Raw genomic sequence first — 22651 nt, forward strand, 5'->3', positions numbered from 1 at the left:
ATGCCCACCCGTTTAATCCAGATCCCCATGTCAGAACACTGCGACTCCGCCCGCCCCCAGCATGCTGTGCCCTTCATTTATGAAGAAAAAAACAGCAAATCTTTGCATTTCTCCATCGATCAATTGCAAAGCAGGATGTGCACGAGTCGGCCGGATGAACTGGAACTTGACTACACCAAGACCATGATGGGTTTTTTGCTGCTCAATCGTCGCCCCAAGCACATTGCCATGATCGGCTTGGGCGGCGGGAGTCTGGCCAAGTTTTGCTACCGCCATCTTCCGGAAACAAAAATCACGGTGGTGGAAATCAATCCCCATGTGATTGCCTTGCGCAAAGATTTTCTGGTGCCCGATGACAACGAACGTTTCAAGGTGATCGAGGCCGACGGCGCCGATTTCGTTCGCGATGCCGACGCGGAGTTTGATGTGCTGCTGGTGGACGGCTATGACCAACAGGGTCAGGCACCCCAATTGGGGTCACAGCGCTTTTATGAGAACTGCAACCGGGTGCTGATGGATCAAGGGGTCATGGCGGTCAACCTGCATGCCTACCACCTCACCTATGAGCTGTTTGTGGACCGCATTAATCGATCGTTTGACAGCAACACCGCGGAGGTGGCGGCCAACAAGGACGGCAACACCATTGTTTTTGCCGGAAAAAACATCCCAATATCAGCGCAGGGCATGCGTAAAAACATCGATGCCGAGTATTTTGCGTTGGACCACCTGAAATCGCTGAAAGCGGTGTTTCAGAAAATCGCCTGGGATTGGCAAAATCCAAAATCCTGATGCCCGCTTTTTCTGAATCCGGACCACACAGTCTCCCGTTTGTTCACGACGATCAGGTCACCCGCTCCTTGCAGTTCACCCCGCACGGGGTGCAAAGCATGATGTGCTGCCAACGGCCCTTCGACCTGGAAGTTGCCTACACGAAGACCATGATGGGTTTTTTACTGGTCCAGCCCCATCCGGTGCATATCTTGATGATCGGCCTGGGCGGCGGCTCACTTGCCAAGTTCTGCTACCAGCATCTGCCGCAAACTCGCATCACGGTGGTGGAGATCAACCCGCACGTCATCGCCATGCGCCAGCAGTTTTTGATTCCCGACGATGATGCGCGCTTGCGTGTGGTGTGTGCGGACGGCGTCCATTTTGTGCGCGATGCGCCACCAGGGTTTGATGTCATCCTGGTGGATGGCTTTGACGAGCAAGGGCTGTCCGTGCAACTGTGCACCCTGGGGTTCTATGAACACTGTCGCCGCATCATGACGGCCAGCAGCGTGCTGGCCGTCAACCTCGACACGGCGCACCCGGAGCACGCCGAGTTCACCGCTCGGATTGACCAGGTATTCAATGGCCATGCCGTGGCCGTCGACGTCATCGACAGAAACAACAGCATCCTCTTTGCCGGCAAGCGCCTGCCGATGGCAGCCTCAGGGATGAGCCTGCGGGAGAGTCTGGGCCATCACTCCGAGAACGCCCGGGCCCAGTTAACAACAGAGTTCCAGCGAATTTTGCCGCTCATGGCAAGCCGGGAGCCGCTGGATCAAGGCGTTTGTATGTCCCTGTAAATCGCGCCAGTTCAGCCCCGTCGAGGATGACCGCGGTATATAGCGCCGTGCATAATCAAGCCCGCAACACTTCGCCTGGACCGCCCAAGGCCCATCGCCAACCGGGCGCCAGGAAAAACGAAGCACTTGACCCGATCCAAAATTGTGACAAGACGGTTGAACCTTCCCGAACCTTGCCACACTAACAGCCAAAAAACGCATGAAAGACCACTACGCAACCCTCGGGCTTGGCAGCGATGCGACGCTGGCCGATATCAAGAAGGCATTCCGTCAGAAAGCGGCACTCCACCACCCTGACAGAAATGCCGCTAATGACGCGCCTGAACGCTTTCGGGCGGTGCAAGAGGCTTACGAGGTGCTCTCTGATGCGGCCAAACGCCAAACCTACGACGACAACCGCCGCCGCAACCTGCTCGACAGCCCGATCGAGACAGCGCGCGAGATTTGGCAAAACTACTTCAACCATTTACTTTAAGAGCCACGCGCCATGACAATTTCACCCTTTTTCATTCAGTTGCGCTCGGCTTACGAGGCTGAGATCGACGACCTGACTTTTGACTCTGAAGGACGGGACGTGCTGCGCCAGCGGTTGGCGGATCGGCGCAAAGAACTCGGCTTCTTGCTGCAAATGATCGAACTCAGCCCCGAGATGGTGGCGGTGCTCTTCCACCAGGGCTTTAGCTTCAAGTTACCCGCGGTGATGGACAACCTGATCAGTTTTGAGTCGGATGAATTGCCAGAATGGGATTCCCTGGCCGACGCGGCACAACTGACCCCGTGGGCCAAAGACTTGAGCACGACGATTCTGAAAGAACCCCAAGGCGCGTGGTTCATGACGGTCGCCGCGGGTCTGGAATACATGTTCGGCAAGCCGGACCCCAAGCCAGCCGTCCAGGACACCGATGACGACGAGGAGGAAGACGGCGACGAAGAAGGCGATGATCGGTTGGACGAACAGGATGCCGAGGAAGAACAAGCAGCCCGCCTCCGCGAAGATGCGGGCGCCGACTGGATGGTCGAACAAGGTTTTGACCGCAAAGACCGATAAACAGAAAAGGACGCCCTGATGAACACCCTTGCCCTCATCGCAAAAACCCAAAGCCTGATTGCCGCTGGCGATATCGTCGGGGCCGAGTTCGCCTTGGTCGAGTTGGCCGACACAGAAGGCGACGCTGCGCTGATGGTGGTGCTGGAGCAACTGCCGCCGAAAGACATTTTGGCCATCATTCGGGAATACGACAACTCCAAAGAGTCGGTCATCAACCTGATGGTCACGCCCGAACAGTTCGCCCGCGCCGTGGTGATTGAAAAGCAATACAAAGACTTGACCCGCACCCACCTGCGCGGCATGCTCAACTCGATTATTTTCCGGGATGACGCTGATCCGGTTGAGTTCATGAACGCCATCGGCGATCTGGATGGCGGCAGCGAAGCGCTGGCTGACTATTTTGAAGAAAAATGGAGCCGCATCGAGGCCTTTGCCCGCACCGGCACGTTTGACACGGTCGAAGACGACGGCGAGATGCTGTCCGAAACCGCCCTGCTGGCCTCGGCCTATGTCAAGCCGAGCCTGGAGCAAGACGAAGTGGCCGACCAGGACTGGATGGAGCTCGCCTGGATTCTGCGCTACCAGTGCCCCGACCTCTTCATTGAAATGCTGCTGGTGCTGCGGGCCAAAGCGCGTGCCTTCGAGGCCGGCTTGGGTACGGACGAAGAATTGGACGAGGATGACGGCAAGGTCGAAACCGGCGACACCGATCGCGGCAAAGCCACGCCGGCCGCGCGGGAGTCGGACGAAGAGTCCGCAATCTAGGCCCCGGTTCAGCCAGCACGAGTTCGTCACGATGCCAACGCACAACGCCTCCAACCCGCTCGCCACGGTCTCGCTCTACGACGCCCGTCCTTTCTTTGAAAAGGCGCTGGTGTTTGGCGTGCAACATGGCATCCTCGATCAGCCCAAGCTGGACGCTATTTGCACCGATGCACCCAAAGGCATGGTGCAAATTGCGCGCTACCTGGGCAACGAATTCTTGCGCCCCGAGCTGGAAAAAGCCAAAGACCGCATGGTCAACCTGGTCAGCCTCTACCTGGAACAAAGCAGCGGCGGTGACTTGCGACTGGCGGCCGAGTCGCTGCGCGATCATTCGTTTTTATCGCGTTCCAAGGGTGGCTCGGACATGCTGAAAAGCTTGATTGCCATGCCGCAGAACAGCCACTTTGGCATGAATGAACGCAGTGGCTTCACCGACGAACACATTCCGCTGCTGGCCAAGTGGACGCTGCGCAGCCTGCCCGACTACCAGGTCGAACTCGCCAAACGCGAGCAGGTGGCCCAGGTGATCGATGCGGCCATTTGGCTGGCCGACGCCCTGGGCATGGAAGCGAGCGAACTGGAAGAAGCCGGCAAAGATGCCGAAGCGGTCATCCGCACCGCGCTATTGATCTTCGCGACAGGGCGCACCGAGATGCCCGACTGGATCGCCTTTGAAAAAATGGTGCTCGCGCTGCGCAAAAAGTATGGCGCGGTCAAAGCGGACGGCAAAAGCAAGGGCAAAGTTGCGGGCAGCGCCAGCCCGCTGACTTTTACCATTGCCCTCCCGAAAAACTTGCCGGCCCAGCATCAAGCGGTGGTCGAGGCGGTGCGGCAGTCCATGCTGGCTGATTTGCCAAAAATTCTGGACGCAGCCCTGCCCGCCAGAAAACTGTTTGACCAAACCCCGGCGTTCATGGGCCGGTATTTCTGGGTAGAAGACGGCTTGAGCGAAGTGGATCACCATGACCGCTCGGTATCCGCCGCCTGGAACAAAGCCACTGGCGAGCACAGCGATGACGGCTCGTTGCTCACCTTGTTTTTGTGCGTCGCTGCCGAGGCGGCCCCCAAAACGCTGCTGACCGAAAAAGGCGCGGCGGCATTGATCCGCAAGATCCGAAAATCCGGTTTCAAACCCGACTTGGCCAGCCACTACATTCAGGAGCATGCGCCAGCGCAGCACCAGGACGGCTATGCCCGGCTGTGGCTGGACTTCGTGGAAGAGGCGCAGGCCACGCTGCAAAGCGACTTTGATTACGAGTTGAAAGACGCGTTAGCCCTGCTGCGGCGCGAGTGCAATGTCAAGTAAGGTTTGGCACAAAAATCACCTCTAGACCCGGTAGAAATTGCGTTAGAAGCTATTAATAACATAGCAAATAACTTATGACGCGGCCCGTTTCTCGACCGACTTTGCGTGCTTCGCGGCGCGGTCCGACTTCTTGGTGCTGACCTTGGCATGGGCTTGTTCGCCCGGCATGGGCCGGCCATCGAGCTCGGCTTCAAGTCGTTCGCACAGCGTGCGCAGGATCTTGACGCGCGCGTAATTTTTGTCGTTGGCTTCCACCAGCGTCCAGGGCGCATTGCCGGTGCTGGTGCGCTCGACCATGTCGCAAATCGCCTGCTGGTAGGCGCCCCATTTTTCGCGGTTGCGCCAGTCTTCCTCGGTAATCTTGAAGCGCTTGAATTCAACCTGCTCGCGCGCCTTGAAGCGTTTGAGTTGCTCCGCCTGGCTGATCTGCAGCCAGAACTTCACCACGATCACGCCCGCATCGGCCATTTCATGCTCGAAGTCGTTGATCTCGCTGTAGGCGCGCAGCCAATCGTTTTCACTGCAAAAACCTTCCACCCGCTCCACCAGCACCCGGCCATACCAGGTCCGGTCGAAGATGGCCACGTGGCCCTGGCGCGGCAGATAGCGCCAGAAGCGCCAGAGGTGCGGTTGTGCCCGCTCTTCATCGGTCGGGGCGCCGACCGGCGTGACCTGGTATTGCCGCGCATCCATCGCCGCGCCAATGCGCCGAATGGCGCCGCCTTTGCCCGCGGCATCAGCCCCCTCAAAAGCACAGACCAGCGCGCGGCCCTTGAAGCGCGCATCGCGCATCAGCTCAGACAGCCGGCCCTGCCATTTGGCCAGCGCATTTTCATAGGGTTTGTCCGCCAGCTTGAGCTTGAGATCCAGTTCAGAGAGCACGTTGCGGCCGTCCGTGTCCACCCGCACCATCGGCGCCACGGGCGACTCCTGCTTGTCGGTGCTGGCCAGCTTTTTCTGCATCGCCTCCAGCAAGATCTGCCCGACGGTCAAGGAGCGGTAGCGGTCGTCGGTGCCCTCCACCACGACCCACGGCGCCCAAGGCGTATTGGTAATGCGCAAAATATGCCCGGCAACGTCTTGCAGTTGGTCGTAGGTTTTGAGACGGTCCCAGTTCCATTGGGTCACGCGCCAGGCGGTGTGGGGATCGCTCTCCAGCGCTTTGAGCCGCTTCTTTTGCCCCTCTTTCGTCAAGTGAAACCAGAATTTCAGAACCAGCGCGCCCTCACTGACGAGCATGGCCTCAAAGCGGTTGATCTGGTCGGCCCGGGCATCGAGCTCCTTCAAGGAGATTTCACCCAGAATGCGCTGGCGAATCGGGTCCGAATACCAGGAGCCGGCAAAAATGCCGATCCGCCCCTTGGGCGGCAATGAGCGCCAGTAACGCCACATCGGCGGGCGTTCTCGCTCCTCATCGGTTGGCTCGGAAAACGCCAGCGTTGAAATAAACCGGGGGTCCATCCACTCGTAGAGCACATTGATGGTTTCACCTTTGCCGGCGCCATCCTGGCCACTGATCAGCACCACCACCGGAATTTTTCCATTCTCAAACAAATCGACCTGCGCACCGAGCAGGGCGGCACGCAAAGGCGGCACCGCCGCACGGTAGCGGGCCTTGCCGATCTTGTGACCAATTTCTGCCGATTCAAACATCAAAGTTCTCCCAATTCAGTTTTGCGGTCAAGCCGCCCAGGCAAAGGCCCACACCCTGATCCCACGGCCATGCTCATTCAATCTGAGCTTGGCTTGACCCACCTCAGCTTCAGCTGCCGCAAAACAGCGATTTTTGACTTTAAGCCACGGTAAGATCATTAGCTTAATTTAGATCAATTGCTCACCCCTGCCTCCAAGGAATTACATTTTGCGCGTCGCTAACTTTAAAATTTGGGTTCAGCTCTTGGTCACCATTGGGGTTGCATTGCTTGTCGTCTGGTCCGGCGTGATTGTCTGGCAAGGGTATGTCTACCGGGAAGCGGCGCTGGAACAGGCCCGCGATTTTTCGCTCAGCATGCACAACGCCACCATGGCGGGGCTGACCGGCATGATGGTGACCGGCACTGTGGCGCAGCGCAACGTGTTCCTCGACCAGGTCAAGCAGCTCGGCTCGATTCGCGACGTCCGTGTCCTGCGCGGGGAAAACGTCACCAAGCTCTTTGGCCCCGGCACCGCCACGGACGACGGTAATCCCGACGAACTCGAAAAACAGGTGCTGCAAAGTGGCAAAGAAATCATCCGGGTCGAATCCGACAGCAAGGGGGAGTATCTGCGCGCCGTGCGGCCCACGCTGGCACTGAAAAACTCGCTCGGCAAGGATTGCACCTCCTGCCACATGGTGGCGGAACAGACGGTGCTGGGCGTCGTCAGCATGAAAGTCTCGCTGGACCAGGTCAATGCAGGCCTCGCCGATCAGCGTTTTAAATCAATTTTGGCCGCCCTCATCACCTGTATTCCGGTGCTGATGTTGATCTACCCGTTCATTCGTAAAGTCATCACCCAGCCGCTGGAGTTCGGGGTCAAGGTAGCGCGGGGCATTGCCGCCGGTGATTTGACACAAAAAATCGCAGTCAACTCACACAACGAAATGGGGGAACTGCAGAAGGCGTTGAAAGACATGAATGAAAGCCTGGTGCGGATCGTCGGCCAGGTGCGTCTTGGTACCGACACCATCTTTAGCGCCTCCAGTGATATTGCCAATGGCAATTCGGATTTATCCGCCCGGACCGAATTGCAGGCTGGCTCCCTGGAAAAGACCGCCACCTCCATGCAAGACCTCACTTCCACGGTCAATCAAAATGCGAACAATGCACGCCGGGCCAACCAGCTCGCCATCTCAGCATCCGAAGTCGCGGTCAAAGGCGGCGCCGTCGTCTCGCAAGTAGTGAACACCATGGAGTCCATCAATGCGTCCTCCAAAAAGATTGTCGACATCATTGATGTGATTGATGGCATCGCCTTCCAGACCAATATTCTGGCGCTGAATGCCGCGGTCGAAGCCGCTCGCGCAGGGGAACAAGGACGCGGCTTTGCCGTCGTCGCCTCGGAAGTCCGCAGTCTGGCGCAGCGTTCTGCGGCGGCGGCCAAAGAGATCAAAACCTTGATCGGCGACTCGGTCGAAAAAGTCGGCGCAGGCACCACCCTGGTCCATCAGGCGGGCACCACCATGACCGAAATCGTGGACAGCATCCGTCACGTCACCGACATCATGGGCGAAATTGCCGCCGCCAGCGCCGAACAGACCACCGGCATCGAGCGCGTCAACGATGCAATCGCCGAAATGGACAACGTCACCCAACAAAATGCCTCCCTGGTCGAAGAGGCGGCTGCCGCGGCGCAGTCGCTGCAGGATCAGGCGGCGCACCTGGAAGGAGTCGTCAGCGTCTTCAAGCTGGAGGGAATGCCAACCCTCCGTATTGGCAACACTAAACCCGCCCGTTAAACCTGGCGATGTGGCGGGCTTGCCCCGCCTGTCCTTGGGGCACAGCGCTCGGCGGCGGCGCGGCATGTGTCCGCTGCTGTATCCCGGGTTGGTCCGCTGAATCGCCTCACATCAGCTTGCCATCTTTACCATTGCTTCACTGAACTTCAACCCAATTGAGGGTTCAAAGAGTCATGATGCCCCGTGCATATGGCTTTAATAGTGAAATTATGAAAAAGCTGCTTCTTTTATCTGCTGCGCTGCTGTCAAGCGGGCTGGGTCTGGCCCAGGAGGTGGGTCGTGTGATTTCGGCAACCCCCATCATTCAACAGGTTGGCGTGCCAAGAAATGTGTGCTCCATGGAGCAGGTGGTCGTCCAACAGCCCAAGTCGGGGGCGGGGGCGCTCATTGGTGCCATCGCAGGTGGCGCCATGGGCAACGCCGTCGGTAGCGGCGGGGGTAAGGCCGCAGCCACCATGCTGGGCATCTTTGGCGGCGCGGTTGTGGGCGACCGGGTGGAGGGATCGCCCTCGGCCCAGGTCCAGAACGTGCAACGGTGTGGAACCCAGACCTTTTACGAGAACCGTCCGGTGGCGTACAACGTCGTTTATGAATATGCCGGCAAAGAGTACAGCGTGCAAATGCCTTCCGACCCGGGGCCGACCATCGCTCTGCAAATCGCCCCGGTGGGCGCCAGCGCCCCAATGGCAGCGCCGTCAGGCATCATGACCTATCAACAGCAAGGCGATGGACAACCCGCCAATGTGCTGGTGGCACCCGCCGTTTACCCGGGGTATTACGTCCGCCCTTATTACCCGCCGGTCGGGGTGGAACTTGATTTTGGCTATGGGGACGGCTACCGCGGCCGCCGTCATTGGCGTTAAGCATAAAATGGGCTTCCAGCCGCCGTTGATATTGCGCAAGCAGCTATAAATTAAATAGCACTCAAGGCTGGGCTGGAAGCAGCGATACAAGCAGACAGCCGGCCCGTCAAATGACGACGCCAACCCGGTCGAACGAATTTCCAGCCAACGAGGCAGCCGTCGCATCAAACCGACGGCTTGGTTCTGTGGTTTTGGCGCTTCAAACTGGCCCATCTGTTAAAACACCTGATATCAATTTTTTCCGTAGTACCAAGCCGATGCCTAACTCTTCTCCCATTGTCACCCAAGACCCCCTCACCGGCGCACAGCCGGTTATCCGCTGGACCGAGGCGGGCGAAGAGTGTTCCGCGCTCTGGCGCTCAGAACGCGGCGCTCCACCGCCCAAGCGCGTCATTCTGGCGGATGACACCACCACGGCCGACACCGCCTACCGCCTGGCCTGCGAAGGCACGGCCTTGCTGTGGCGTGGCGATTTCCAGAATGCCAAGCAATTGCTGCAGGCACTGGCCCGGCGCGCCGACAATGTCCCCGCCCGCAAACGTAAGAAAGCCGCCGAAGTGGTGGCGGTGGCCGATGCTTTTCACAAGCACCGGCTGGCCCAGTCGCAGCGGGCCCGCATGCTGGGCATGCTGCTGATCCCGTTCAATGCGGACTACAGCATTCCCTTGCGCCGCGCCCCCGATGCCAAAGTAGCCTGTGCCGAGGCCTGGGGCCCGGCCGATGAGGCAGCGGGCGCTTCGGTAGCGTCGCTGCGTGAATTGCTGGGCATCACCAGCGCCCACGAATGGCGCCGGGTCGGGGTAGAAATTCCGGCGCTTGGTGAGCCCCCGCACAATCGGATTCACCCCCATTACGGCGTTTTTTCGCCGGTGCGCGGGGAGTACATCCATCTCGTCGCCACGGTCCACTTGCCCAAAAAATTGGCCGGGCAAGCAACGCTGGTGGCATTTGATATTGGCACCGGCACCGGTGTACTGTCGGCGGTGCTGGTTCGTCGTGGCGTCGATCAGGTGGTGGCCACCGATCAGGATCCGAGAGCGCTGGCCTGCGCCCGCGAAAACCTCGCCAAGCTGAACATGCTGGACAAAGTGCAGGTGGTGCAGGCGGATCTCTTCCCCGAAGGCCGTGCCTCGCTGGTGGTGTGTAACCCGCCCTGGATCCCCGCGCGGCCCAGCTCGCCGCTGGAACACTCGGTATACGACGAAGGGGGTCGCATGCTGACGGGCTTTCTCAAGGGCTTGAGCGCACACCTGGCCCCCAAAGGTGAGGGTTGGCTGATCTTGTCTGATCTGGCCGAACGCTTGGGTTTGCGTTCGCGTGAAGAGCTGCTGGCCATGTTCGAGAGTAACGGCTTGAAAGTGGTCAGCCGCATTGATGCCAAGCCGCAGCACGCCAAAGCGGCCGACACCACAGATGCGTTGCACGATGCGCGTTCGCGCGAAGTGACCTCGCTCTGGCGCCTGGCGGTGGCGGGTTAAGCAGACGACGCGCAATAGCCCGCGTGAAGCGCGGGCGCTTGAATCAAGTGAAAATTCGCGCCTCCTTTAACGAAAGAATCCATGACCAACGTCATCTACGCCACTTCCATTCCCGTCTTCAAGCAGATGCTGGGTGGGCTCAAACAGGTGTTGAGCAAAGCCGAAGCGCACGCGACCGCGAAAAAAATTGACCCCAACGCGCTGCTGCAAGCGCGTCTGTACCCGGACATGTTCCCGCTGTTACGCCAGGTGCAGGTGGCGACCGACTTTGCCAAAAGCGTGTCGGCACGGCTGGCCGGCGTCGAGGTGCCAAAACTGGAAGATGCCGAACAGACCTTTGCCGATCTGCAGGCGCGCATCGACACGGTGCTGGCGTTCCTGGACGGGCTGGAACCCAGCAAGTTTGATGACGCTGCCACGCGCGAAATCGTCACCCAGGCTGGCACGCCGAAAGAAAAGCGTTTCACCGGCCAGTCGTATCTGCTCAATTACGGCCTGCCACACTTCTTTTTTCACACCACCACGGCTTACGCCATCCTGCGCCACAACGGCGTCGAGGTGGGCAAGAAAGACTACATCGGCAGCTATTAAGCGTACCGTTTTTCGGGACAACCTTAAGACCCGTAGCCACATTAGCCATCAAAAAACTCGCAGACACCAAGCGTTGGAGCAAAATACAGAGCGATGGAACGACTTCGAATAGACAAGTGGTTATGGGCCGCACGTTTTTACAAGACCCGGTCTCTGGCGTCAGACGAGATCGTCAAAGGACGCGTCCACGTCAACGAACAGGTTGCCAAGCCGTCCCGCGAAATCAAGGTCGGCGATACGGTAGTGATGCGTCAGGGCCCGGTCATCCGGACAGTCACGGTACTCGGCATCAGCCAGCAACGTGGCTCGGCCCCCGTGGCACAACAGTTGTATGCCGAGACCCAGGACAGTATTCTGGAACGGGAACGAGCCGCCGAGCAACGTCGTTTGGCAAGTGAGCCAGCACAGACCATTGAGCATGGCCGGCCGACCAAACGCGACCGACGCGATATCCAGAAAGCCTGGAGCACGTCGAGTGACGCATGAGTAAGCACCTATGAAACTTCACCAAATCATCTCTTTTGCATGCCTCTTCGGGGTCACCGCTTTCGGCATCCTGCCCCGCGCCATGGCACAGACAGCCGCAGCGACGGCCTGCCCGGCGATCCTGCAACAGCAATTTCCCCGGCTGCAGGACGAAGCGCCGCAAAGCCTGTGTCAGTACGCCGGCAAGGTGGTGCTGGTGGTGAATACGGCCAGCTACTGTGGTTTTACCAAACAGTATGAGGGGCTGGAAGCCCTCTATGCCCAATACCAGGCCAGGGGCTTGGTGGTGCTGGGTTTCCCCTCGAATGATTTCGGCAAGCAGGAGCCGGGTTCCAGCAAAGAAATAGCCGACTTCTGTTTCAACACCTATGGCGTCAAGTTTCCGATGTTTTCCAAGTCAGTGGTCTCCGGCGCGGGCCGCAATCCGCTGTATGCGTCGCTGCTCAAGGCCACGGGTAAGTCACCCCAATGGAATTTTCATAAATACCTGATTGACCGCAGCGGCAAGGGAGTCACCAGCTTCCCCAGCAAAATCGAGCCCGACAACCAAGGCTTTGTCATCGCCATCGAAAAAGCCTTGAGTCAGAAGCTTTAGTTCTGCATCGAAGAGAGACAAACGTTTGTTGGATATTTTTCAATACCGAGATAAGTATTTTGTGTTGCAGGTCAACCCTCCTGCGCACGCATGGAAGTTAGTAGGCTAAGTTATGCCAGAAAAAAAAATCATCGGCTTTCCTGATCTCAACCACAGCACAGAGTTTCCGGCCACGCGCCCCATGATGCTGAATGAACTGCCACGACTGGCCCGCATTGACCATGAAATGGCAATCATCAGAGCACACCATGCACGCATCGCGAACGCTATCGAAATGTTTTGGGGTCACAAGGACTGCGTGGAGTACCTGCAACAATTGATTCTCAACGGTGGCGACGGCTTCGGCAAAGCGAGAGTCGGGTTCAAGCATGAGGTGCTGTCAGCCCTCATCAACCTCACCACCCTGCACGAGATTCGGAAAAACTGAATGAATCAACGCCTGCTGCTGCAGGCGCGATCCATATTATTCAACGCGCGTGATCGACGTCGGTTTGAAACCCAAATCGGCCGCCTTGCCTTTTCGCCCGCGTGCCGCCCGGGCATTATTAAGGCTGCGAATCTCCAGCGTTTCCTCGCGTGGCTTACCGCCGCGACCGATGCCTTCAATCTTCACGCTGCGCGTGTAGGCCGCGGCGCCCGCCAGACTGTCTTTGTCTTCCAGGTCGATCAGCATCAAACCACGGCCACCGTTGCCCATCACTTTGAGGTCACCGATCTCGAACGTCAAAATGCGGCCACCGGTTGAGGCGCAGGCCACATGGGTGGCGGGCAGCAAAGGCACGGCACCGGAACCACCAGCCACCGGCGAGGGCCGGCACAAGAATTCACCCTCATTGCAAGTGATGAAGGATTTGCCCGCCTTGAGCCGGGACGTCATGTTTTCCACCGAGGCGATAAAACCGTAGCCGCCCGAACTGCTGAGCAGCAGTGTCGCGCTGGTCGGGCCGGCAAAGTAACAGGAAACTTGCGTACCGGCTTCGAGCTCCAGCAACGAAGTAATCGGCTGGCCGTCTCCGCGGGCGCCCGGCAACAGCGACACCGCGACCGAATACACCCGCCCGTTATTGCCAAACGCCAACAGCATGTCCACGGTGCGACACTCAAAGGTACCGTACAGCCCGTCACCCGCTTTGAAGGCGAAACTGGTGGCATCGTGCCCATGCCCTTTCTGGGCGCGCACCCAACCTTTGTCACTGACCACCACGGTCACGGGTTCGTCCACCACCTTGATTTCCAGCACGGCTTTTTTCTCGGCCTGAATCAGGGTGCGGCGCGGATCGGCAAAAGCCTTGGCATCCGCCTCGATCTCTTTGATCATCAAGCGACGCAGCGCAGCCGGGTTACCCAGAATTTCTTCCAGCCCTTTTTGCTCGATGCGCAGAGTTGCCAGTTCCTGTTCAATCTTGATCGCCTCCAGCCGGGCCAACTGGCGCAGCCGGATTTCAAGAATGTCTTCCGCCTGCCGCTCCGACAGGTTGAAGCGCGCCATCAGCGCGGCCTTCGGTTCGTCTGCCTGGCGAATGATGGCGATCACTTCATCAATATTGAGCAGCACCAGCTGCCGCCCTTCCAGAATGTGGATGCGGTCCAGTACCTTGTGCAGACGGTGTTGCGAGCGGCGCTCCAGCGTGATTTGGCGGAACTCAATCCACTCGGTCAACATCTGGCGCAAGGACTTTTGCGTGGGTCGACCATCCAGTCCCACCATGGTCAGGTTGATCGGGGACGAGGTCTCCAGGCTGGTGTGCGCCAGCAGGGTGGTGATGAGTTCCTGCTGTTGGATTTTGCTGGTCTTGGGCTCGCACACCAGACGCACGGCAGCGTCTTTGCTGGACTCGTCGCGTACCACATCAAGCACTGACAGTACGGTCGCCTTAAGCTGGTTTTGTTCCAGCGACAGCGCTTTCTTGCCCGTCTTGATTTTGGGATTGGTCAGTTCTTCAATTTCTTCCAGCACGCGCTGGGTGCTGACGCCGGGTGGCAACTCGGTCACGACCAGCTGCCATTGACCGCGTGCCAATTCCTCAATCTTCCAGCGCGCGCGCACTTTGAGTGAGCCCCGCCCGGTCCGGTAGGCGTCGGCAATGTCACCGGCGGTGCTGGTGATCTGGCCGCCGCCGGGGTAGTCGGGGCCAGGAATGAGGGTAAACAGCTCGTCATGACTGAGCTTGGGCGTCTTGATCAGCGCCACGCAGGCATCCGCCACTTCACGCAAATTGTGGCTGGGGATCTCGGTCGCCAATCCCACGGCGATGCCGCTGGCGCCATTGAGCAAGGCAAATGGCAAGCGGGCCGGCAACTGGCGCGGCTCCTCGGTGGAGCCGTCGTAGTTGGGTGTGAAATCAACCGTGCCTTCGTCAATTTCATCGAGCAGCAGGCTGGTGATCTTGGCCAGCCGGGCCTCGGTGTAACGCATGGCAGCGGCGCCATCACCGTCGCGCGAGCCAAAGTTACCCTGGCCGTCAATCAGCGGGTAACGCAAGGAAAAGTCCTGGGCCATGCGTACCGCGGCGTCATACACCGACGAGTCACCATGCGGATGGAAACGGCCCAGCACATCACCGACCACGCGGGCGCATTTGACCGGCTTGGCACCGGTGTTGCCATTGGCGCCGCCAAAGCCGAGACCCATGCGCGACATGGAATACAGAATGCGCCGTTGCACCGGCTTCTGCCCATCGCACACGTCCGGCAAGGCCCGGCCCTTGACCACACTCAGGGCGTATTCAAGGTAGGCACGTTGCGCGTAGGACCCCAGGCTGGGGGAGTCGCCGCCGTCTTCAGGGGCTGGGCTAGTGGAAAAATCCAGTGTCGGTTGGTCGTTCATAAAATCAGTTGGAGACGGCGCTTGCGCCGCTGTTGCCTAGCTGCGGTCTGTCCCGCAAGGTTTCTGTTCAGTCTCGGAGATGAGAGGTTGATTCCGGGAAAGTCGGGGCCATGGATGAACCCGATGAAATCATGTTGCCACGCTTAGTGGCACCGCCTTGCAGTTGCATGCGCACCCGCGTCGGCGTCTGGTGTTTATCCGCCATCAAGGCCGACGGCTTGAGCAAGGTGTAAAGCTGCATCACCGTGGTGACGTAATTCTGCGTCTCTTTGTAATTGGGGATTTTGTTGCCGGCACGTTGAACGGCGCCTTCACCTGCGTTGTAGGCGGCCAACGCCAGTTCAAGCCGGCCTGGAAAGAGATGAAGCAGGTAGCTCAAATAGCGGCTACCAGTTTTGATGTTGATCCTGGGGTCGGACAGCTTCTTTTCTACCGACGTTTTTTGGTCGCCCGTGACGCCATAACGTGCGGCCGTGGCCGGCATGATCTGCATCAACCCAATCGCACCTTTGGGTGATACGGCCATTGCATCAAATCCAGACTCGGTCGCGATCAGCGCCTGCAGCAATTCATAGTCAATCTGCTGGGCGCTGGAAGCCTCACGCAAATGGTGTTTGACCACTTTGTAGTGGGGCGACACTTCAAAAAAAGCCAACACCTTGGACGCCATCGACGGCGGCATGGCAGGCCTCGCAGTTGGACCAGGGAAATTGCCGGCCCCGATCTCGGTTCGATCGGTGTCAAAACTTTCGCCCGCACGAGAAAAGATCGCATAGCGCTCGTCCATGCGTTCAGCCGCGAAGTGCGCCACCCCCGTCTCATCGACGTAAGCCCAAATGTCTGCGTGTGCCGCTTGATAAAAAAATGATAGCAACAACCCTAATACCATCATGCGCCACAGGCCGAAAAGACAGGTAACTTTAAGATTGCAGAGCTGCAGCGTGTTCATCAGATGTCAATCTCGACCGTATCCCCGTGCAACTCCATCAACTCACGGCGCGCGGCGGCCTCGCCTTTGCCCATCAGTTTGGTGATCAGCGCCTCGGTTTGCCCGAAGTCCATGCTGCCCAACTGCAGCGACAGCAAACGGCGAGTATCCGGATTGAGCGTGGTGTCCCACAGTTGCACGGCATTCATCTCACCCAGACCTTTGAAGCGGCTGATGCTCCAGGCCGTTTCACGCACGCCCTCTTTGCGCAATTTATCAAGAATGACGTTGAGTTCGCCTTCGTCCAGTGCATAAGCCTTGGACGCCGGCTTCTTGCCCCGGGCCGGGGCGTCCACCCGAAACAAGGGCGGGCGCGCCACGTACACATGGCCAGTCTCAATCAGTTTGGGGAAATGCCGGAAGAACAAGGTCAGTAACAGCACCTGAATGTGCGAGCCATCCACATCTGCATCCGACAGAATGCACACCTTGCCGTAACGCAGACCACTCAAATCAGGGGTGTCGTTCGGGCCATGCGGATCGACACCGATGGCGACCGAGATATCGTGGATTTCGTTGTTGGCAAACAGGCGATCACGGTCAACCTCCCACGTGTTGAGCACTTTGCCGCGCAGAGGCAAAATGGCCTGACTCTCCTTGTCGCGCCCCATCTTGGCACTGCCGCCGGCGGAGTCGCCCTCGACCAGAAAGATTTCGTTATGGGCCAGATCACGGCTTTCGCAATCGGTCAGTTTGCCCGGCAAGACGGCGACGCCAGAGCCCTTGCGTTTCTCGACTTTCTGGCCGGCTTTCTGGCGGGTTTGCGCCGCCTTGATGGCCAGCTCGGCCAGTTTTTTGCCGTATTCAACGTGCTGGTTCAACCACAGCTCCAGGTTCGGGCGCACAAAACCGGACACCAGCCGCACAGCGTCTCGCGAGTTCAAACGTTCCTTGATTTGCCCCTGAAACTGCGGGTCCAGCACCTTGGCAGACAACACATAGCTGGCACGGGCGAAAACGTCTTCCGGTAGCAGCTTGACGCCTTTGGGCAGCAACGAATGCAGCTCAATAAAACTTTTAACGGCCGTGAACAGGCCGTCGCGCAAGCCACTTTCATGCGTGCCACCGGCATGGGTGGGGATCAGGTTGACATAGCTTTCCCGCACCGGCTGACCGTCTTCGGTAAAGGCAACGCACCAGGATGCGCCTTCGCCTTCGGCAAAGCTGTCGCTATGGGCATCCGTAAAACCTTCACCCTCAAAGACGGGAATCACCAGTTCGCCGTTGAGCGTTTGCATCAGGTAATCGCGCAGACCGCCTTTGTAGATCCAGGCTTGTGTTTCTTTGGTTTTTTCGGTCACAAGCGTCACGGTGACGCCAGGCATCAGCACCGCCTTGCTGCGCAGCAGATGGGTGAGTTGCGCCATCGGCAAGGCCATCGCTTCAAAGTATTTAGCGTCGGGCCAGACCCGCACTGTGGTCCCTGATTTTCGATCGCCCTCCCCGGCCTTTCGGACTTGCAAGGGCTCAACGACATCACCACCGGCAAAAACCAGGCGCGCCACCATGCCCTCCCGATAGGTGGTGGCCTCCAGCCGCGTCGACAACGCGTTGGTCACGCTGACACCCACGCCATGCAGCCCGCCGGAAAAGCTGTAGGCACCACCTTTGCCCTTGTCGAACTTGCCGCCCGCATGCAGCTGCGTGAAAACAAGCTCGATCACGGGCGCATTTTCTTCCGGGTGCAAGCCAAACGGAATGCCACGGCCATCGTCCTCAATGCTGACCGAGCCATCGGCTTGCAGAATCACCTTGATTTTCTTGCCATGCCCCGCCAGGGCCTCATCCGCCGCGTTGTCCAGTACTTCCTGGATAACGTGCAGCGGATTGTCAGTCCGCGTGTACATGCCTGGGCGCTGCTTGACGGGCTCCAGGCCCTTGAGCACGCGGATGGAACTTTCGGAATATTCGGGGGTTGGTTTGACTGCCATAACGGTGAATTGTAGTCTGCAGCCAAAGAATGACTGTACGCAATTACAGCCCAACGGACTACCAAATGTTAGCCTTGCAAGCGTGAGGTCAACAGACTGGCTACATTTGCCGGATGACAATTTCGACCAAACCACTTTCCATGACGCAGGTTCTCGTGTGTGGCGCCGCCATCGTGACACTCTCCATGGGTATACGCCATGGCTTTGGCCTCTGGCTTCAGCCGATCACTCAAAGCCAGGGCTGGAACCGCGAAACCTTTGCTTTTGCCATCGCCATCCAGAATTTAGCCTGGGGGGTTTCCGGTATTTTTGCCGGCATGTTGGCCGACCGGTATGGCGCCTTCCGGGTCGTTGTGGTTGGCGCTTGTTTGTATGCGCTGGGGCTGATCGGCATGGCAAGTGCCACGACGCCACTGGTGTTTACCGTCACGGCGGGGGTGCTTATTGGCATGGCACAGGCCGGCACCACCTATGCGGTCATTTACGGAGTCATTGGCCGCAACGTCTCGGCTGACAAGCGTTCCTGGGCGATGGGCGTCGCCGCGGCGGCCGGCTCCTTTGGCCAGTTTTTGATGGTGCCGACCGAAGGCTTTTTGATCAGTAACCTGGGCTGGCAGGAGGCTTTGATGATCCTGGGCCTGGCTTCATTGATGATGATCCCGCTGGCCTGGGGTTTGCGGGAACCCGGATTTACCGGCAGCACCGCGGTCCGCCGCGAGCAGACCATTCTTCAAGCCTTGACGGAAGCCTTCAAATACCCGAGTTTCCAGTTACTGATGGCCGGTTATTTCGTGTGCGGTTTCCAGGTTGTCTTCATTGGGGTGCATATGCCCAGTTACCTGAGAGACAAAGGTTTGTCTCCCCAAGTAGCGGGCTACGCGCTGGCGCTGATCGGCTTGTTCAATGTCTTTGGAACCTATGCCGCCGGCGTGCTGGGGCAGCGGCTACAGAAAAAGAGCATCCTGGCGTTCATCTACCTCGCGCGGGCGGTTGTGATTAGCGTGTTTCTGCTGGCGCCCTTGACGCCCGTGAGCGTGTACATTTTCTCCAGTGTCATGGGCCTGCTGTGGCTTTCCACCGTACCGCCAACCAATGCCGCCGTGGCGCAGATCTTTGGTGTGGCGCACCTTTCCATGCTGAGCGGCTTTGTGTTTTTCAGCCATCAGATTGGCTCGTTCATGGGGGTTTGGCTGGGTGGCTATCTGTATGACCGCACCGGCAGCTATGACGTGGTCTGGTACATCGCCATTGCCTTGGGCGTGCTGGCCGCACTGGTGAATCTACCCATTAAAGAAAAGGCCATCATCCGCCGCCCTCTAGCGCAAGGGGCGTGAAGCAATGAAACCTGGCCACAAAGTCATACTCTACGCTGGCGCCGTTTGCGCGCTGCTGGCGGTCTTTGCGCTCTACACACGTCCCGATTTTTTGGTCACCCTGGCGAACCAGGTCTGGGCCTGTTTCTAAGAAGGTTCAACATGGTTGATACATCGCCAACGCCGGTCTCGCATGGACTGGGTCCCCCCTCCAGCTGGATCCAACGCTGGTCTCACCTTGTTCCAACCGGTGGGGCAGTGCTGGACATTGCTTGCGGGCAGGGTCGCCACATGAAGTGGTTCGCGGAGCAGGGCCACCCGGTGCTTGGGGTTGATCGCTCACCGGAGGCGATTCATGCCGCCGCAAAATTCGGCGAGGCCATTCTGGCGGATATCGAAAATGGCCCCTGGCCCCTGATGAACGGCGACCAGGCTCGCCAATTCGACGCCGTGATCGTTAGCAACTATTTGTGGCGACCACTTTTTCCGGTGATCGCCCAAAGTGTTGCGCCCGGTGGCCTGCTCATCTATGAGACGTTTGCCAAAGGAAATGAGACAGTGGGCAAACCGTCGCGACCTGATTTTCTGTTGCACCCCGCCGAATTACTGCAAGTTTTCAGAAACATGCACATCGTCGCTTTTGAAGAAGGCTTTCTTGAAAATCCAGCGCGCTTCGTGCAACGAATCGCAGCCATCCGCAATGATTCGCGGGATACAGCGGCGTCTTCACCGACGCGTTACAGGCTCTAGTTAGAATGGTCTTTTACAGTTAACCAACACTCGGACATGACATCCTCAACCGGCCAAATCACGGGCAGCATCGTGGCGCTCGTCACACCCATGCATGAAGATGGCAGTGTGGACTACCCCACGCTGCGCAAATTGATCGACTGGCATATCGCAGAAGGCACCGACTGCATTGGCGTCGTGGGCACCACCGGTGAGTCGCCGACCGTCAATGTGCAGGAACATTGCGAAATTATCCGCGTCTCGGTGGAACAAGCCGGCGGACGCGTGCCTATCATGGCCGGCTGCGGTGCCAACTCCACCGCCGAGGCGATCGAACTCACCAAGTTCGCCAAACAGGTGGGGGCCGATTGCCAGTTGCAGGTGGTGCCCTACTACAACAAGCCGACCCAGGAAGGGCAGTACCTGCACTTCAAAGCCATTGCCGAAGCCGTTGATCTTCCAATGATTCTTTATAACGTCCCCGGTCGCTCTGTAGCAGACATGCTCCATGACACCGTGCTGCGTTTGACGCAAGTGCCCGGCATCGTCGGCATCAAGGAAGCGACCGGCAATATTGAGCGGGCGCAGTGGCTGATCCGCGAAGTGCCAAAGGGATTTGCCATTTATTCAGGAGACGACCCCACTGCGGTCGCCCTCATGCTGTGTGGTGGACAAGGCAACATCAGCGTCTCCGCCAATCTGGCGCCTCGACTGATGCACGAACTGTGCGTTGCAGCGATGGCCGGCGATACCAAACGGGCCATGGAAATTCAGTTCAAACTGCTGCCATTGCACAAGAACCTGTTTGTGGAGGCCAACCCGATCCCAGTGAAGTGGGCCATGGCGCGAATGAAACTGTGCGCTGGCACCATGCGTCTGCCCATGACGCCATTGACCCAAGCCAACGAAGCCGTGGTTGAAGGCGCCCTGCGCGCAACCGGCTTGCTCTGATCGATCCGATCAGACCTCACCTATTACCCCAAGGGATATTCTTGTGAATCATTTTTCCAGACTGACGCTATTAAGCCTTTCTTTGACGCTTGCAGCATGCTCGGCGCTTGAGAGCGACAAAATCGATTACAAAAGCGCTGGCAAAGGTCCCTCGCTCGAGGTTCCGCCCGATTTGACACAACTGTCGCGTGACACTCGGTATGCCGTTCCTGGCAGCCCCGTGACGGCGTCCAGCTTTCAGTTGGGTCAGGCCAGCCCATCGGCACCCACCGCAGTCACGTCCATCGGCGATGTCCGGATTGAACGTGCCGGCAACCAACGCTGGCTCGTGATCAATCGGCCGGCCGATAAACTTTGGGAGCCGGTACGCGATTTTTGGCAGGAAAATGGTTTCCTGCTGTCCATGGATCAAGCCAATCTCGGCATCATGGAAACCGACTGGGCGGAAAACCGCGCAAAAATACCGCAAGACTTTATTCGCAACACACTCGGTAAAGTGCTTGACTCGCTGTATTCAAGCGGCGAGCGCGATAAGTTTCGCACCCGTCTCGAACGCAATGCGACGGGCGGGACCGAGATCTACATCAGCCATCGGGGCATGATTGAAGTGTTCGACAGTGCACAAAAAGATAAAACGATATGGCAACCGCGTGCTGCTGACCCTGAACTGGAAGCAGAATTTTTGCGTCGGTTGATGGTCAAACTGGGCGTCACCCAGGAACAATCCAAGGCATTGATCGCAGCAGGGGCGACCAAGAACAGTTCGCGTGCCGCGACGGTTAACGGGCAACCCGTGGTTCAACTTGATGAAGGCTTCGATCGGGCGTGGCGCCGTGTTGGTTTGTCGCTGGATCGCACCGGCTTCACCGTTGAAGATCGGGATCGCAGTAAAGGCATTTATTTTGTCCGCTATGTGGCGCCTGTTGCAGACAAGTCAGAACCAGGCTTCTTGAGCAAACTTTTTGGTGGCTCAAAAGCAGATGCCGCACCTTTGAAATACCGCATTGCCGTTGTCAGCCAAGGGGAATCGACAACCGTCTCTGTGCTGAACGCCAGCGGTACGCCAGATACGTCCGACAATGCGCAGCGAATCGTGAAAATTATTGCCGACGACCTCAAGTAGTCAACACGCAGCTTGCTGCGATTTGAAAATGTGGGTTTATCTGCTCTAGGTGTTCGTGCTGCTGAAATGTCGAATTGACGTTAAAACCAGCACCCATATTTATTCATTTAAGTTATCGATCAAGTAACTTGATGAGCACCGGGGTAGATTGGGTTGTCCGCTGACAGGTCAATAAATATTATTTATTCCAGAGGCAGTGGCAACCCGATAAGCGTACGACGCGGCTTGCCTGATCGGCCAGAGTATTTGTTGTGACGAATTTTAGAAAATGCATTCACCATTTTCACATCCCCATTAAAAAAGCCACCTTGCGGTGGCTTTTTTCAACAACGTTGAAAAAGAAGATTACTTCTTTTCTGCGCCGGTAGCAGCTTCAGCGGCCTTTTTGGCAGCATCATCAGCGACTGGAGCAGCTGCAGAAGCAGTTGCTTCAGGTGCAGGAGCAGCAGCAGGTGCGGGAGCAGCCATAGGAGCAGGTGCAACTGGAGCAACTGCTTCTTCTTTTTTACCACAAGCAGCCAAAGCAGCGGCAGCAATAACAGCGGCCAAAACGAGCGATTTATTCATTTGAATATTACCTGATAAGTTAACGAAACAATTTCCGGAAATTGTCATTGCAGTTGGACTGCAGTGACTGAGCAAAAACGACT

General features: G+C 58.0%; 23 protein-coding genes. 18 read left to right on the top strand and 5 right to left on the bottom strand.

The features are described 5' to 3' along the window. The 6 genes from HHJ17_RS06135 to HHJ17_RS06160 all read left to right on the top strand — a co-directional run bounded on the left by HHJ17_RS06135 (window position 1) and on the right by HHJ17_RS06160 (window position 4690). Window positions 1-789, top strand: coding sequence for a fused MFS/spermidine synthase (locus HHJ17_RS06135; protein WP_296498982.1), 789 nt, complete (start codon window positions 1-3; stop codon window positions 787-789). After that, window positions 768-1571, top strand: a complete 804-nt coding sequence (locus tag HHJ17_RS06140; protein ID WP_296498985.1) for a transferase — start codon at window positions 768-770, stop codon at window positions 1569-1571. The genes HHJ17_RS06135 and HHJ17_RS06140 overlap by 22 nt, the downstream gene beginning before the upstream one ends. A 199-nt stretch (window positions 1572-1770) precedes the next feature. Continuing rightward, window positions 1771-2046 (top strand): DnaJ domain-containing protein, encoded by a 276-nt coding sequence (locus HHJ17_RS06145; RefSeq protein WP_296498988.1) that lies wholly within the window; start codon window positions 1771-1773, stop codon window positions 2044-2046. 12 nt (window positions 2047-2058) lie between these two features. Next, window positions 2059-2619: a hypothetical protein gene (locus HHJ17_RS06150; RefSeq protein ID WP_296498991.1), complete on the top strand. Its 561-nt coding sequence runs from the start codon at window positions 2059-2061 to the stop codon at window positions 2617-2619. Between the two features lie 18 nt (window positions 2620-2637). Continuing rightward, window positions 2638-3384: a hypothetical protein gene (locus HHJ17_RS06155; RefSeq protein ID WP_296498993.1), complete on the top strand. Its 747-nt coding sequence runs from the start codon at window positions 2638-2640 to the stop codon at window positions 3382-3384. 31 nt (window positions 3385-3415) lie between these two features. Beyond that, entirely contained in the window at window positions 3416-4690 is a 1275-nt protein-coding gene (locus HHJ17_RS06160) for a hypothetical protein (RefSeq protein WP_296498996.1), read from the top strand. A gap of 72 nt (window positions 4691-4762) precedes the next feature. On the opposite strand, the gene pap is transcribed toward HHJ17_RS06160, so the two are convergent. Beyond that, entirely contained in the window at window positions 4763-6343 is a 1581-nt protein-coding gene (gene pap, locus HHJ17_RS06165) for a polyphosphate:AMP phosphotransferase (protein ID WP_296498999.1), read from the bottom strand. 244 nt (window positions 6344-6587) lie between these two features. On the opposite strand from pap, the gene HHJ17_RS06170 reads away from it, so the two are divergent. From HHJ17_RS06170 to HHJ17_RS06200, 7 genes are all read left to right on the top strand, one after another. Beyond that, a complete protein-coding gene (locus HHJ17_RS06170) occupies window positions 6588-8126 on the top strand; it encodes a methyl-accepting chemotaxis protein (protein WP_296505260.1) in 1539 nt (512 codons plus the stop codon). 209 nt (window positions 8127-8335) lie between these two features. Then, on the top strand, window positions 8336-8989 hold the full coding sequence (locus HHJ17_RS06175; protein ID WP_296499004.1) for a hypothetical protein: 654 nt from the start codon (window positions 8336-8338) through the stop codon (window positions 8987-8989). 257 nt (window positions 8990-9246) lie between these two features. Next, entirely contained in the window at window positions 9247-10467 is a 1221-nt protein-coding gene (locus tag HHJ17_RS06180; RefSeq protein ID WP_296499007.1) for a class I SAM-dependent methyltransferase, read from the top strand. Window positions 10468-10548: 81 nt separating this feature from the next. Next, entirely contained in the window at window positions 10549-11058 is a 510-nt protein-coding gene (locus HHJ17_RS06185) for a DUF1993 family protein (protein ID WP_296499010.1), read from the top strand. A gap of 93 nt (window positions 11059-11151) precedes the next feature. Beyond that, entirely contained in the window at window positions 11152-11544 is a 393-nt protein-coding gene (locus HHJ17_RS06190; RefSeq protein ID WP_296499013.1) for an RNA-binding S4 domain-containing protein, read from the top strand. Between the two features lie 82 nt (window positions 11545-11626). Further along, window positions 11627-12139, top strand: a complete 513-nt coding sequence (locus HHJ17_RS06195; RefSeq protein WP_296499117.1) for a glutathione peroxidase — start codon at window positions 11627-11629, stop codon at window positions 12137-12139. A 112-nt stretch (window positions 12140-12251) separates the two neighbouring features. After that, the gene (locus HHJ17_RS06200; RefSeq protein WP_296499015.1) at window positions 12252-12566 is read left to right on the top strand and encodes a hypothetical protein; all 315 of its coding nucleotides are present in this window, start codon (window positions 12252-12254) and stop codon (window positions 12564-12566) included. 36 nt (window positions 12567-12602) lie between these two features. Here the strand turns inward: HHJ17_RS06200 and parC are convergent, their stop codons facing one another. From parC to HHJ17_RS06215, 3 genes are all read right to left on the bottom strand, one after another. Next, window positions 12603-14966 (bottom strand): DNA topoisomerase IV subunit A, encoded by a 2364-nt coding sequence (gene parC, locus HHJ17_RS06205; protein ID WP_296499016.1) that lies wholly within the window; start codon window positions 14964-14966, stop codon window positions 12603-12605. Between the two features lie 67 nt (window positions 14967-15033). Beyond that, on the bottom strand, window positions 15034-15777 hold the full coding sequence (locus HHJ17_RS06210; protein ID WP_366557528.1) for a lytic transglycosylase domain-containing protein: 744 nt from the start codon (window positions 15775-15777) through the stop codon (window positions 15034-15036). A gap of 137 nt (window positions 15778-15914) precedes the next feature. Beyond that, a complete protein-coding gene (locus HHJ17_RS06215; RefSeq protein WP_296499019.1) occupies window positions 15915-17885 on the bottom strand; it encodes a DNA topoisomerase IV subunit B in 1971 nt (656 codons plus the stop codon). Between the two features lie 113 nt (window positions 17886-17998). Between HHJ17_RS06215 and HHJ17_RS06220 the strand changes: the two genes are divergently transcribed. The 5 genes from HHJ17_RS06220 to bamC are packed head-to-tail and all read left to right on the top strand — an operon-like array spanning window position 17999 to window position 22001. Next, window positions 17999-19219, top strand: a complete 1221-nt coding sequence (locus tag HHJ17_RS06220) for an MFS transporter (protein ID WP_296499021.1) — start codon at window positions 17999-18001, stop codon at window positions 19217-19219. Window positions 19220-19223: 4 nt separating this feature from the next. Beyond that, the gene (locus tag HHJ17_RS06225) at window positions 19224-19349 is read left to right on the top strand and encodes a hypothetical protein (protein ID WP_296505262.1); all 126 of its coding nucleotides are present in this window, start codon (window positions 19224-19226) and stop codon (window positions 19347-19349) included. Between the two features lie 11 nt (window positions 19350-19360). Beyond that, window positions 19361-19948 (top strand): class I SAM-dependent methyltransferase, encoded by a 588-nt coding sequence (locus HHJ17_RS06230; RefSeq protein WP_296499024.1) that lies wholly within the window; start codon window positions 19361-19363, stop codon window positions 19946-19948. A 36-nt stretch (window positions 19949-19984) separates the two neighbouring features. After that, a complete protein-coding gene (gene dapA, locus HHJ17_RS06235; protein WP_296499026.1) occupies window positions 19985-20878 on the top strand; it encodes a 4-hydroxy-tetrahydrodipicolinate synthase in 894 nt (297 codons plus the stop codon). A gap of 43 nt (window positions 20879-20921) precedes the next feature. Beyond that, entirely contained in the window at window positions 20922-22001 is a 1080-nt protein-coding gene (bamC, locus tag HHJ17_RS06240; RefSeq protein ID WP_296499029.1) for an outer membrane protein assembly factor BamC, read from the top strand. Window positions 22002-22346: 345 nt separating this feature from the next. On the opposite strand, the gene HHJ17_RS06245 is transcribed toward bamC, so the two are convergent. Further along, entirely contained in the window at window positions 22347-22616 is a 270-nt protein-coding gene (locus tag HHJ17_RS06245; RefSeq protein ID WP_296499032.1) for a hypothetical protein, read from the bottom strand. Window positions 22617-22651: the final 35 nt, after the last annotated feature.

Source organism: Rhodoferax sp. (assembly GCF_012927445.1).
Taxonomy (GTDB): Bacteria; Pseudomonadota; Gammaproteobacteria; order Burkholderiales; family Burkholderiaceae_C; genus Rhodoferax.

Excerpts from the sequence above, each read along its gene's own strand:
- HHJ17_RS06145 (WP_296498988.1), top strand. The coding sequence starts at position 1,771 with ATGAAAGACCACTACGCAACCCTCGGGCTTGGCAGCGATGCGACGCTG.
- dapA (WP_296499026.1), top strand. The coding sequence starts at position 19,985 with ATGACATCCTCAACCGGCCAAATCACGGGCAGCATCGTGGCGCTCGTC.
- pap (WP_296498999.1), bottom strand. The coding sequence starts at position 6,343 with ATGTTTGAATCGGCAGAAATTGGTCACAAGATCGGCAAGGCCCGCTAC.
- HHJ17_RS06150 (WP_296498991.1), top strand. The coding sequence starts at position 2,059 with ATGACAATTTCACCCTTTTTCATTCAGTTGCGCTCGGCTTACGAGGCT.
- HHJ17_RS06160 (WP_296498996.1), top strand. The coding sequence starts at position 3,416 with ATGCCAACGCACAACGCCTCCAACCCGCTCGCCACGGTCTCGCTCTAC.
- HHJ17_RS06175 (WP_296499004.1), top strand. The coding sequence starts at position 8,336 with ATGAAAAAGCTGCTTCTTTTATCTGCTGCGCTGCTGTCAAGCGGGCTG.
- HHJ17_RS06225 (WP_296505262.1), top strand. The coding sequence starts at position 19,224 with ATGAAACCTGGCCACAAAGTCATACTCTACGCTGGCGCCGTTTGCGCG.
- HHJ17_RS06220 (WP_296499021.1), top strand. The coding sequence starts at position 17,999 with ATGACAATTTCGACCAAACCACTTTCCATGACGCAGGTTCTCGTGTGT.
- HHJ17_RS06215 (WP_296499019.1), bottom strand. The coding sequence starts at position 17,885 with ATGGCAGTCAAACCAACCCCCGAATATTCCGAAAGTTCCATCCGCGTG.
- HHJ17_RS06190 (WP_296499013.1), top strand. The coding sequence starts at position 11,152 with ATGGAACGACTTCGAATAGACAAGTGGTTATGGGCCGCACGTTTTTAC.
- HHJ17_RS06245 (WP_296499032.1), bottom strand. The coding sequence starts at position 22,616 with ATGACAATTTCCGGAAATTGTTTCGTTAACTTATCAGGTAATATTCAA.
- HHJ17_RS06230 (WP_296499024.1), top strand. The coding sequence starts at position 19,361 with ATGGTTGATACATCGCCAACGCCGGTCTCGCATGGACTGGGTCCCCCC.
- parC (WP_296499016.1), bottom strand. The coding sequence starts at position 14,966 with ATGAACGACCAACCGACACTGGATTTTTCCACTAGCCCAGCCCCTGAA.
- HHJ17_RS06155 (WP_296498993.1), top strand. The coding sequence starts at position 2,638 with ATGAACACCCTTGCCCTCATCGCAAAAACCCAAAGCCTGATTGCCGCT.
- HHJ17_RS06135 (WP_296498982.1), top strand. The coding sequence starts at position 1 with ATGCCCACCCGTTTAATCCAGATCCCCATGTCAGAACACTGCGACTCC.
- HHJ17_RS06200 (WP_296499015.1), top strand. The coding sequence starts at position 12,252 with ATGCCAGAAAAAAAAATCATCGGCTTTCCTGATCTCAACCACAGCACA.
- HHJ17_RS06195 (WP_296499117.1), top strand. The coding sequence starts at position 11,627 with ATGGCACAGACAGCCGCAGCGACGGCCTGCCCGGCGATCCTGCAACAG.
- HHJ17_RS06185 (WP_296499010.1), top strand. The coding sequence starts at position 10,549 with ATGACCAACGTCATCTACGCCACTTCCATTCCCGTCTTCAAGCAGATG.
- HHJ17_RS06180 (WP_296499007.1), top strand. The coding sequence starts at position 9,247 with ATGCCTAACTCTTCTCCCATTGTCACCCAAGACCCCCTCACCGGCGCA.